A 12,598-nucleotide genomic window follows, 5' to 3' on the forward strand; every position below is an offset into this window, starting at 1 on the left:
TGTTTAATCTTAGTTCAAGTGCCAGATATCTTCGTTGTACTGAGCGATTGTACGGTCAGATGAGAAGAATCCTGCTTTAGCAATGTTGACGATCACTTTATCCAACCATGCATCACGGTTTTCGTAATCAGCAAGCATTTGCTCTTTCACTTTGATGTAGTCTTCCAAGTCAAGAAGAGTCATGAACCAGTCTTTGTTGATCAATTCATTGTAAAGACGTTCCAAGCGTTCTTTCTTACCAACTGCAAGAACAGCGTCGCTCACGATAAAGTCAACCAATGGTTTGATCGCTTTACGAGCGTAGAATTCGCTTGATTTGTAAGCTGATTTTGCGTAAAGGTCGATAACAGTTTCTGAATCTTCACCAAAAATGTAGATGTTTTCGTCTCCAACCAACTCAGCGATTTCCACGTTAGCCCCGTCCATAGTACCAAGAGTCAAAGCTCCGTTCAACATGAATTTCATGTTACCAGTACCTGAAGCTTCTTTAGAAGCAAGTGAGATTTGTTCTGAGATGTCACATGCTGGGATAAGGAAGCTTGCTGCAGTAACGTTGTAGTTTTCAACCATTACGACTTGCAAGTGTGGAGCTACTGCTGGGTCGTTAGCAATCACTTCTGACAAGCAAAGGATCAAGTGGATGATGTCTTGAGCGATTGTGTAGGCAGGAGCTGCTTTACCTCCAAAGAATACTGTGATTGGACGAGCAGGGATATTACCAGCCTTGATGTCAAGATATTTGTGGATAACATACAAAGCGTTCATTTGTTGACGTTTGTACTCGTGAAGACGTTTGATTTGGATATCAAAGATAGAGTTAGTATTGATTTCCACACCTTGGTGCTCTTTCAAGTGGCGAGCCAACTTACGTTTGTTGTGAGCTTTGATGCTTTCCAATTTTTCTTTGACAGCAGCCTTGTCTTCGTATGAAAGAAGGTCTTCCAATTTAGAAGCTTCATGGTGCCATTCGCGTCCAAGGATCTCATCCAAGTAGTGAGACAAGCTTGGGTTAGCATGCATGAGCCAACGACGGAAGGTGATACCGTTTGTTTTGTTGTTGAATTTTTCTGGGTAAAGATCGTAGAAAGCTTTCAACTCAGAGTTCTTCAAAATTTCTGTATGAAGAGCGGCAACCCCGTTTACGCTGTATCCATAGTGGATATCCATGTGGGCCATGTGTACACGATCGTTTTCATCAATGATTTGAACAGCTGGATCTTTGTATTCAGCACGAACACGGCGGTCCAATTCTTTGATGATTGGTACCAAGTGAGGAACCACTTCTTCCAAGAATTCAAGAGGCCATTTTTCAAGGGCTTCAGCAAGGATTGTGTGGTTTGTGTAGGCAGTCATGCTACGAACGATAGAGATTGCTTCATCAAGTTCGATGCCACGTTCAGTCAAAAGACGGATCAATTCAGGAATCACCATTGATGGGTGAGTATCGTTGATTTGTACAACTGCGTAATCAGCAAGGTCATGCAAGTTGCTTCCTTTTTCGATGGCTTCATCGATGATCAATTGAGCACCATTTGAAACCATGAAGTATTGTTGGAAGATACGGAGCAATTCACCTTGTTTGTCGCTATCGTCTGGGTAAAGGAAAAGAGTCAAGTTGCGAGCGATGTCTGTCTTATCAAAGTTAATGCCATCTTCAATGATAGATGAATCAACTGAATCCAAGTCAAACAAACGCAAGCGGTTTTTCGTAGCTGTTTTGTAACCAGGTACATCGATATCGTAAAGAGTAGATGTCAATGTGAAGTGTGCAAATGGTACTTGGTAGCTACGGCTTGAACGAACCAACCAGTTTTGGTCAGTCAACCAAGCGTTAGGAATTGTTTCTTGTTGGTTGTTTTTAAGAACTTGTTGGAAAAGACCAAAGTGGTAGTTCAAACCAACACCGTCACCGTTCAATCCAAGTGTAGCGATTGAGTCGATAAAGCAGGCTGCCAAACGTCCCAAACCACCATTACCAAGCGATGGTTCCAATTCTACTTCTTCGATTTCGATCAACTCTTTACCTGCGTCAGCAAGTTCTTTTTTAACTTCGTCATAAAGACCAAGGTTAATCAAGTTGTTAGACAAGAGTTTACCAATCAAGAACTCAGCTGAGATATAGTAAACTTTTTTCTTACCAGTGTTCACTGGTTTTTGGCTGCTTGCAAGTTTGCTGTAGTTAAGAAGAGCAAGGTAAAGCTCTTCGTTGCTACATTCTGCGATAGATTTATTGTAACGATTTTGTACAAATTCTTTTAATGGTAACATTTTTTGTGTCTCCTGATAATGTCTTATTTCTTTAATTCTACCAAATTTTCATTGATTCGGCGATAAATTGTAGTCAAGTCAAGCAAAGTTTCTTCGACAGCAGGAGTCAATTGATCCTCTGTCATACGCCATGACCAGTTTCCACCAAGAGTAGATGGGAAGTTCATACGAGCTGAACCATCCAACTCTAGCAAATCTTGCATAGTAGCGATAGTCATAAAGCTTACTGATGAGAAGGCTGTACGAAGCATAGCATGTACTACTGTTTCATATTCCTTGCGGTTTGTATAACGTGCCATGTACTCACGAGTTGGATCGTCAATTTCATTACGGTACCAACCAAGAACAGTGTTGTTATCGTGTGTTCCTGTGTACATAACAGAGTTAGCTGGTGCCAAGTGTGGGCTGTCGATACTTTCGTGCTCTGGGTTGAAGGCAAATTGAAGGACTTTCATTCCTGGGAAGCCAGTGCGTTCACGTAGTTCAATAACTTCGTCAGTCATGAATCCAAGGTCTTCTGCGATGATGTTCAAGTCACCAAGTTCCTCTTTCACCGCTGCAAAGAGTTTGTAGTCAGGACCTTTCACCCATTTACCAGGTGCTGCTGTTTCAGAACCAGCAGGAATTTCCCAGTAAGACTCAAATCCACGGAAGTGGTCGATACGAACGATATCGTAGATTTTGAAGCTTTCACGCAAGCGTTCAATCCACCATTTGTAGCCATCTTTGTCCATAGCTTCCCAGTCATAGATTGGGTTACCCCAGAGCTGACCAGTTGCAGAAAATTCATCTGGTGGGCATCCTGCGATGCAAGTCGCCTTACCGTTGACATCTGTCTTGAAGAGATGTGGATTTGCCCACATATCGCTTGAATCTTCCGCTACATAGATAGGCATATCTCCGACAATTTCGATATGGTTGTCATTAGCATATGCTTTCAATTTCAACCATTGTTGGAAGAAAAGGTATTGGGTTACGCGGTGGTAAACAAGCTTGTCAGCTAATTTCTCACGGTAGCTTTCAAGAGTTGAAGCTTTACGAGCACGAGCATCTGCATCTGGCCATTCTGTCCAAGCAAGATTATCAAAATGCTCCTTGATTGCCATATACTCTGCAAATAGTTCAAGCCATGATTGATTTTCTTGAGCAAATTTTTCGAAGTCTTTGACATCTCCGGCTTCAAGGAAACGTTTGACAGCTTTCTCTAGAAGTGGACGACGTGCATAGTAGATTTTAGCATAGTCAACTTCAGTTGGGTTGCTACCAAAGTCCACACCTTCAAGATCACTTGCTTCCAACAAACCTTGCTCCACCAAAATATCAAGGTCGATAAAATGAGTGTTTCCAGCAAAGGCTGAGAATGATTGGTATGGAGAATCTCCATAGCTGGTTGTTCCTAAAGGAAGGATTTGCCAGTAACGTTGCTTTGTACGAACCAAGAAGTCAACGAAATCATAGGCGCTTTGACCAAATGATCCGATTCCGTATGCTCCTGGAAGTGATGAGATGTGCATCAACACACCGCTTTGACGTTTTTTCATATTAGCACCTCAAGTGTTTATATTGTTAATTATTTCAATTTTTGCGCAAACGTTTGCGCTAAGTCAAGTATACCCCATTTCTAAAATAAATGCAAGCGTTTGTAAAAAAAACTTTTTCTCTACTTTTTATTTCCGAAATCGGAAATTCCCTATATTTTAATTTTCCGCCTCCATTTGTTTCGTCTTCTATTTATGCAATCGTTTTCCTTCAATTATTTTTGAATTGAAATTTACACGATTTCCTATTTCTCTTCTATTATACAAACAATTTTAGGAATTAGCCAGTCACAAGCTTTTTAAAATTTTTTCAAAAAAATACTTGCAACCGTTTTCTGTTTGTGCTATACTATGGTCATAAGGGAAAACGTTTGCGTTCCCTAGACTATAAAATTTGTTATTCTTTAGGAGGAATACACTATGTCATCTAAATTCATGAAGAGCGCTGCTGTGCTTGGAACTGCTACACTTGCTAGCTTGCTTTTGGTAGCTTGCGGAAGCAAAACTGCTGATAAGCCTGCTGATTCTGGTTCATCTGAAGCGAAAGAAATCACTTTCTACGTTGAAGATCAATACAAAGCCTTTGCTGAATCAGCTGCAAAAGCTTACGAAAAAGAAGCTGGTGTAAAAGTTACTATTAAAACTGGTGACCAATTAGGCGGACTTGACAACCTTTCACTTGATAACCAATCAGGTAAAGCTGCTGACGTTATGATGGCTCCATACGACCGTGTAGGTAGCCTTGGTACTGACGGACAACTTTCAGAAGTAACTTTGAGCGACGGTGCTAAAACAGACGATACTACTAAATCTCTTGTAACTGTTGGTGGAAAAGTTTACGGTGCTCCAGCCGTTATCGAATCACTTGTTATGTACTATAACAAAGATTTGATTAAAGAAGCTCCAAAAACATTTGCTGACTTAGAAAACCTTGCTAAAGATAGCAAATATGCCTTCGCTGGTGAAGATGGAAAAACTACTGCTTTCCTAGCTGACTGGACTAACTTCTACTACGCATACGGACTTCTTGCTGGTAACGGAGCTTACGTATTTGGTGACAATGGTAAAAATCCTAAAGATATCGGTCTTGCTAACGATGGTGCTATCGCAGGTATCGAATACGCTAAAACTTGGTACGATAAATGGCCTAAAGGTATGCAAGACACTGAAGGTGCTGGAAACTTGATCCAAACTCAATTCCAAGAAGGTAAAACAGCTGCGATCATCGATGGTCCTTGGAAAGCTCAAGCATTCAAAGATGCTAAAGTAAACTACGGTGTTGCAACTATCCCAACTCTTCCAAACGGTAAAAACTACGCAGCCTTTGGTGGTGGTAAAGCTTGGATCATCCCATCAAGCACTAAGAACCTTGAAGGAGCTCAAAAATTCGTAGACTTCCTTGTTTCAACTGACCAACAAAAAGCATTCTACGATGCAACTAACGAAATCCCAGCTAACACTGAAGCTCGTGCTTACGCTGAAGGTAAAAACGATGAGTTGACTACAGCTGTTATCAAACAGTTCCAAAACGCTCAACCAATGCCAAACATCTCTCAAATGTCAACAGTTTGGGACCCAGCTAAAACAATGCTCTTTGACGCTGTAAGCGGTAAGAAAGATGCTAAAACAGCTGCTAATGATGCTGTAACATTGATCAAAGAAACAATCCAACAAAAATTTGGTAACTAAAAATTTGGTAACTAATTGATTGATTCAAGGGAGATAATTTAAACATCTCCCTTGATTTTTAGATACATTGACAATGTTTTCAGCAATTTTGCTGATTAGCATCGAGCTCAATGCTCGTATCTTATGAAAGGAGCGCTCATGGAACAACAACCAAAAAAAGCAGCCTTGCTTTCATTGATTCCTGGGTTGGGACAAATCTACAACAAACAAAAAGCTAAAGGTTTTATTTTCCTTGCTGTAACAGTGGCTTTTGTCCTCTATTTTATAGTACTTGCAGCACCTGAATTGAGCAATTTGATCACACTCGGTGAAAAACCTGGCCGTGACAACTCTCTCTTCATGTTGATTCGTGGTGCATTTCACTCTATCTTTGTAATTGTTTATCTAGCCTTTTATATTCTCAATATTAAAGACGCTCACACTATTGCAAAACGTATCAATAATGGCATCCCTATCCCATTGACACTTAAGGATATGATTAAAGGTATCTATGAAAATGGATTCCCTTACTTGCTTATCATTCCATCTTACGTTGCCATGACATTTGCAATCATCTTCCCGGTTATTGTAACCTTGATGATTGCCTTTACTAACTACGATTTCCAACATTTACCACCAAACAAACTCTTGGATTGGGTTGGATTGACTAACTTTACAAATATCTGGAGCTTAAGTACCTTCCGTTCAGCCTTCGGTTCTGTCCTTTCTTGGACGATTATCTGGGCTTTATCTGCATCTACTTTGCAAATCGTACTCGGTATCTTTACAGCTATTATTGCTAACCAACCATTCATCAAAGGAAAACGTATCTTTGGTGTTATCTTCCTTCTCCCTTGGGCTGTTCCAGCCTTCATCACTATCTTGACATTCTCAAACATGTTCAACGATAGTGTCGGAGCTATCAATACTCAAGTTATCCCTCTCTTTGCTAAGGTTCTTCCTTTCCTAGATGGAGCACTTATCCCTTGGAAGACAAACCCAACTTGGACTAAGGTTGCATTGATTATGATGCAAGGTTGGCTTGGATTCCCTTATATCTATGTCTTGACTCTCGGTATCCTACAGTCTATTCCAAACGACTTGTACGAAGCAGCTTATATCGATGGTGCAAACGCTTGGCAAAAATTCCGCAACATTACTTTCCCAATGATTTTGGCCGTTGCGGCACCTACTTTGATCAGCCAATACACCTTCAACTTCAACAACTTCTCTATCATGTATCTCTTCAATGGTGGTGGTCCTGGTAGTGTCGGTGGTGGAGCTGGTTCAACCGATATCTTGATCTCATGGATCTACCGTTTGACAACTGGTACAGCTCCTCAATACTCTATGGCAGCTGCCGTTACCTTGATTATTTCAATCATTGTCATCTCTATTTCTATGATTGCATTCAAGAAACTACACGCATTTGATATGGAGGACGTCTAAGATGAATAACTCAATCAAAATCAAACGTAGACTGACTCAAACCCTTACTTATCTTTACTTAATTGGACTTTCAATCGTTATTATCTATCCTCTTTTAATCACGATTATGTCAGCCTTTAAGGCCGGTAACGTTGTGGCCTTCAAGCTCGACAGCAATGTTAATTTCAGTCTTGATAACTTCAAAGGGCTCTTTACAGAAACCTTGTACGGCACATGGTACCTCAACACTTTGATCATCGCTTTGATCACTATGGTTGTTCAGACAAGTATTATCGTACTTGCTGGTTATGCCTATAGCCGTTACAACTTCTTGGCTCGTAAACAAAGTTTGGTCTTCTTCTTGATCATCCAAATGGTGCCAACCATGGCCGCATTGACCGCCTTCTTCGTTATGGCGCTTATGTTGAACGCCCTTAACCATAGCTGGTTCCTCATCTTCCTCTACGTTGGTGGAGGTATCCCGATGAACGCTTGGTTGATGAAAGGTTACTTTGACACCGTGCCAATGTCTCTTGATGAGTCTGCAAAACTTGATGGTGCAGGACACTTCCGCCGCTTCTGGCAAATCGTTCTCCCTCTTGTTCGCCCAATGGTTGCTGTACAAGCACTCTGGGCCTTCATGGGACCTTTCGGAGACTATATCCTCTCTAGTTTCTTGCTTCGTGAAAAAGAATACTTTACAGTTGCCGTTGGTCTACAAACCTTCGTCAGCAATGCGAAGAACTTGAAGATCGCCTACTTCTCAGCAGGTGCTATCCTCATCGCTCTTCCAATCTGTACACTTTTCTTCTTCTTGCAAAAGAACTTCGTTTCAGGACTTACAAGCGGTGGCGACAAGGGGTAATATACCCTCGCCACCCTTTTTCATTTTTGACCTTGTACATCGATTGTCTGGTGAGAAACATGAGCTTGCTGAGATTTCCTTGTTAGTTAATGGATGAATCATAACAAACATTCACTTTTACCAAGGATTCTACTATCCCCGCTTGAAATAAAAAACATTTCTCTATATAATACTCGTATAGAAAATGCCTATAGAAAGAGATTTATGTTACCATATCCGTTTTCTTATTTTAATAGTATTTGGGGATTTCGTAAGCCCCTCTCTCATCGTTTTGGTCTAAACTGGTTTCAACTGATTTTTACCAGTATTTTCTTGATTAGCTTATCCATGGTGCCTATTGCTATCCAGAACAGTTCTCAGGAAACCTATCCTTTAGAGACGTTCATCGATGATGTCTATGCTCCATTGACGGACGAAGTCGTTCAGGATCTAGCTAAGAATGCTCAGATTGTAGATGGTAAACTAAGCTATACGGGTTCAACTCCTCATCAAGCTTCTGTTCAAATTGGAGATACTTCTAGTTCAAGTTTCCCTGAGGAATTACTTCTTAACTTTGAACCCGAGAATCTCGTCATCAGTAAGCAAGGAAAAGAACTAACCAGCATTCGCTATCACGCTATCACGACTGAAAGTTTTCAAAACAAGGAGAGCTTGACTCAGGCCATTTCTAAAGACTGGTATCAACAGAACCGTGTCTATATCAGCCTCTTCCTGGTCTTAGGTGCTAGTTTCCTCTTTGGACTTAATTTTTTCATTGTAGCTTTAGGTGCGAGCCTTTTGCTCTACTTCACGAAAAAATCTCGTCTCTTCTCATTTAAGACCTATAAAGAGTGCTATCATTTTATTTTGAACTGTTTAGGATTACCAACTTTAATTACCCTGATTCTAGGTCTTTTGGGACAGAATATGGCAACTTTGATTACTGTTCAAAACATTTTATTTGTTCTATACCTGGTCACTATCTTTTATAAGACTCATTATCGTGATCCAGACTACCAAAAGTAGGAGATTATTATGCCTGTTACGATTAAAGACGTGGCCAAGGCTGCAGGAGTTTCACCTTCAACCGTAACCCGTGTTATTCAAAACAAATCAACGATTAGTGACGAAACCAAAAAACGAGTTCGAAAAGCAATGAAAGAACTCAATTATCATCCTAATCTAAATGCTCGAAGTCTCGTTAGCAGTTATACGCAAGTCATTGGCTTGGTTCTTCCGGATGACTCAGACGTTTTCTACCAAAACCCTTTCTTCCCTTCTGTTCTGAGAGGGATTGCACAGGTTGCCTCGGAAAATCACTATGCCATTCAGATTGCGACTGGTAAGGATGAGAAAGAGCGTTTAAACGCCATTTCACAAATGGTCTATGGAAAACGTGTAGATGGGCTTATCTTCTTGTATGCTCAAGAAAATGATCCCTTGGTGCAATTAGTTGTCGATGAGCAATTTCCCTTCCTCATTCTTGGAAAATCACTTTCTCCTTTCATTCCGCTTGTTGATAATGATAACATCCAAGCCGGATTTGATGCGACCGAATATTTCATCAAAAAAGGATGCAGTCGAATTGCCTTTATCGGTGGTACCAAGAAGCTCTTCGTTACCCAGGACCGTCTGACAGGTTACGAGCAAGCACTTCAAGAACACGATCTACCTCTTGATAGTCAACGTACCTTCTTTGCAGACGAGTTTCTAGAAGAAAAGGGCTATAACTTTAGTAAACAACTCTTTAAACACGACCCTCAGACCGATGCTATTATTACAACAGATAGTCTCTTAGCTGAAGGTGTCTGTAACTACCTCAACGAACACCAGCTTGATGTTCCTGTTCTAAGCTTTGATTCGGTGAATCCAAGATTGAATCTAGCTGCCTATGTTGATATCAATAGCCTTGCTCTTGGCCGAACTTCATTTGAAACCATTCTGCAAATCATTAATGATGTCAAAGAGAATCGTCAAATCTGCTATCGTCAGGTGATTGCACACGAAATCGTTGAAAAATAAAAAACCAACTCTCTATTTTGAGTTGGTTTTTTGTGTAATCTTTTTTGTTTGACTGATTAGTTTTCAACCTCGACAAATCGTCCAAGAATATGAACATTCTCTGAGACCGATACAAAGGCTGTTGGATCCACTTGCTTCATGATTAGTTTAAAATCATTAAACTCTGCACGAGTGATAACCGTAATCAAAACTGCCTTACGTTCGTGATTATAGGTTCCCTCAGCATCATGGATCATGGTCGCACCACGGTGTAATTTATTGTGAATTTTCTCAATGACTGCATCTGGATTACTAGTAACAATCATAGCCTGCATGCGTTTTTGTTTGGTGAAAACTGCATCTGTCACACGGCTTGATACAAAGATGGTAATCATAGAATAGAGGGCATATTTCCAACCAAAGGTCAAGCCAGCAATCAGCATGATTGTCCCGTTCACTAGGAAGGAGATACTTCCGACGTTACGCCCCGTCTTCTTACGAATGGTAAGACTGACAATATCCGTTCCACCACTGGAAATGTTATGGCGTAGAGCAAAGCCGATACCAAGTCCCATGACTACCCCACCAAAGAGAGCATTGATGATGGGATCCTCTGTCAAGACCACCACTGGCACAAATTGGATAAAGAGCGAGCTCATGGATACCGTGATAAAGGTAAATATCGTGAACTTATGCCCAATCTGGCGCCAAGCTAAAATCATGAGTGGTATATTGATACAATAGAAAGCTACAGAAATTGGAATATGGAAATTAAACCAGTAGTTACTAAGGCTTGAGATAATCTGAGCTAAACCTGTTGCTCCACTTGAATAAACGTGTCCTGGCTGGAAGAAGAAATTGACGGCTACTGCTGATAGAAAACCATATACCAGAGAAGCTGAAATTTTTTCATCGTATTTTTCTCGGGAGATACTTTGCAAAACACGTAAAATCTTCACCCGATAAGCAAAGCGGCGCAGATAATGGTACCACTTTTTAGTTAGTTTCGTTTGTTTCATCTTGTTCTACTTGTAGATTGAGTTCCTCTAATTGTTTAAGAGCTACTGTTGATGGTGCTTGGGTCATTGGGTCAGTTGCTTTGTTGTTCTTAGGAAAAGCAATCACTTCACGGATATTTTCTTCGCCTGCTAAGAGCATTACAAAGCGGTCAAGTCCGATAGCCAAGCCACCGTGTGGTGGGAATCCATAGTCCATGGCTTCCAAAAGGAATCCAAACTGGTCATTTGCTTCTTCTGTTGAGAATCCAAGGGCCTTGAACATACGTTCTTGGAGTTCTTTTTGGTTGATACGAAGGCTACCGCCACCAAGTTCATAACCGTTCAAGACGATGTCGTAGGCAATAGCACGAACCTTAGCCAAATCACCTTCAAGCTCATGAGTAGTATCTGCTTGAGGAAGAGTAAATGGATGGTGGGCGCTCATATAACGACCTTCTTCTTCAGACCATTCAAACATTGGCCAGTCAACTACCCAGAGGAAGTTAAATTTGTCGTTATCAATCAAGCCAAGCTCTTTGGCGATACGTCCACGAAGGGCACCAAGAGTTGCATTGGCTACTTCAAGTGTATCAGCCACGAAGAGTACCAAGTCTTTGTCCTCAAGACCAAGCGCTGCTGTCAAGTCTGCTTGAATGCCAGTCAAGAATTTAGCAACCGGACCGTTTAATTCACCGTCAACAACCTTGACCCAAGCAAGACCTTTAGCCCCATACTGCTTGGCTACTTCTGTCATCTTATCGATATCTTTACGTGAGTAGTTATCTGCAGCACCTTTGACGACGATGGCTTTAACCGCAGGAGCTTCTGAGAAGACTTTGAAGTCTACACCCTTGACAACTTTTGTCAAGTCCTGAAGCAACATCTCAAAGCGAGTGTCAGGTTTGTCAGAACCATAAAGGGCCATAGCATCATCGTACTTCATACGAGGGAATGGAAGCGTTACTTCGATTCCTTTTGTTTCCTTCATCACGCGCGCAATCAAGCCTTCTGTAATGTCTTGAATTTCTTGCTCAGTAAGGAATGAAGTTTCCAAGTCGACCTGTGTGAACTCAGGTTGACGGTCACCACGCAAGTCTTCATCACGGAAACATTTGACGATTTGGTAGTAACGGTCAAAGCCAGCATTCATCAACAACTGTTTTGTAATCTGCGGACTTTGAGGAAGGGCGTAGAAATGCCCTTTATTGACACGAGATGGCACCAAATAGTCACGCGCCCCTTCTGGTGTTGACTTAGAAAGGAATGGTGTTTCCACATCGATAAATTCTAACTCATCCAAGTAGTTGCGGATAGAGTGGGTCACCTTGGCACGAAGTTTAAGGTTTTCCAACATCTCTGGACGACGAAGGTCAAGATAACGGTAACGTAGACGCGTATCATCGTTTGCCTCAATGCCATCCTTGATTTCAAAAGGTGTTGTTTTGGCTGTATTCAGAATAGTAAGAGCCGTTACATTTAGCTCAACTGCTCCAGTCGCCAATTTATCATTTGCCTGCTCACGTGCTGCAACCTGACCAGTCACCTCGATGACGTATTCACTACGAAGGCTTTCAGTTGTTGCCATCACCTCTGCCGATACTTTTTCAGGGTTGATAACCAACTGCATAATCCCTTCACGGTCACGAAGGTCGATAAAGATCAAGCCACCCAGGTCACGACGACGGGCAACCCAACCCTTCAAGGTAATTTCTTGTCCGATGTGTTCCTCACGAACACGACCAGCATACATACTGCGTTTCATTTCTTCTCTCCTCTTGTATTCTGTTACTATTTTACCATAAAAGCGCAGGCTCTTCATGAAAATCATCAGAAAAGTTGAGAGTTTCCTGCGA

General features: G+C 41.3%; 9 protein-coding genes. 5 read left to right on the plus strand and 4 right to left on the minus strand.

The features are described from left to right. Window positions 1–9 precede the first annotated feature (9 nt). Together glgP and malQ are read right to left on the minus strand one after the other, a co-directional pair. Complete coding sequence (gene glgP, locus QM857_RS04785; RefSeq protein ID WP_414275232.1) at window positions 10–2,268, minus strand: glycogen/starch/alpha-glucan family phosphorylase; 2,259 nt, start codon at window positions 2,266–2,268, stop codon at window positions 10–12. A gap of 23 nt (window positions 2,269–2,291) precedes the next feature. Beyond that, window positions 2,292–3,809, minus strand: a complete 1,518-nt coding sequence (gene malQ, locus QM857_RS04790; protein WP_414275233.1) for a 4-alpha-glucanotransferase — start codon at window positions 3,807–3,809, stop codon at window positions 2,292–2,294. Between the two features lie 417 nt (window positions 3,810–4,226). Here malQ and QM857_RS04795 point away from each other — a divergent pair, with 417 nt between their 5' ends. The 5 genes from QM857_RS04795 to QM857_RS04815 all read left to right on the plus strand — a co-directional run bounded on the left by QM857_RS04795 (window position 4,227) and on the right by QM857_RS04815 (window position 9,768). Beyond that, on the plus strand, window positions 4,227–5,495 hold the full coding sequence (locus QM857_RS04795) for an extracellular solute-binding protein (protein WP_414275234.1): 1,269 nt from the start codon (window positions 4,227–4,229) through the stop codon (window positions 5,493–5,495). A 138-nt stretch (window positions 5,496–5,633) separates the two neighbouring features. Then, window positions 5,634–6,923 (plus strand): ABC transporter permease subunit, encoded by a 1,290-nt coding sequence (locus QM857_RS04800; RefSeq protein WP_414275235.1) that lies wholly within the window; start codon window positions 5,634–5,636, stop codon window positions 6,921–6,923. Between the two features lies 1 nt (window position 6,924). After that, window positions 6,925–7,767: a sugar ABC transporter permease gene (locus QM857_RS04805; RefSeq protein WP_254724668.1), complete on the plus strand. Its 843-nt coding sequence runs from the start codon at window positions 6,925–6,927 to the stop codon at window positions 7,765–7,767. 204 nt (window positions 7,768–7,971) lie between these two features. Next, on the plus strand, window positions 7,972–8,772 hold the full coding sequence (locus QM857_RS04810; protein WP_414275236.1) for a DUF1189 domain-containing protein: 801 nt from the start codon (window positions 7,972–7,974) through the stop codon (window positions 8,770–8,772). A gap of 9 nt (window positions 8,773–8,781) precedes the next feature. Continuing rightward, window positions 8,782–9,768: a LacI family DNA-binding transcriptional regulator gene (locus tag QM857_RS04815; RefSeq protein ID WP_178894440.1), complete on the plus strand. Its 987-nt coding sequence runs from the start codon at window positions 8,782–8,784 to the stop codon at window positions 9,766–9,768. A 56-nt stretch (window positions 9,769–9,824) separates the two neighbouring features. Here the strand turns inward: QM857_RS04815 and QM857_RS04820 are convergent, their stop codons facing one another. Both QM857_RS04820 and aspS read right to left on the minus strand, forming a co-directional pair. Next, the gene (locus QM857_RS04820; protein ID WP_414254147.1) at window positions 9,825–10,766 is read right to left on the minus strand and encodes a YitT family protein; all 942 of its coding nucleotides are present in this window, start codon (window positions 10,764–10,766) and stop codon (window positions 9,825–9,827) included. Further along, a complete protein-coding gene (gene aspS / locus QM857_RS04825; protein ID WP_414275237.1) occupies window positions 10,744–12,507 on the minus strand; it encodes an aspartate--tRNA ligase in 1,764 nt (587 codons plus the stop codon). Before aspS ends, QM857_RS04820 begins: the two co-directional genes overlap by 23 nt. Between the last annotated feature and the right edge of the window lie 91 nt (window positions 12,508–12,598).

This window comes from Streptococcus infantis, from assembly GCF_047463315.1.
Classification (GTDB): domain Bacteria; phylum Bacillota; class Bacilli; order Lactobacillales; family Streptococcaceae; genus Streptococcus; species Streptococcus infantis_AB.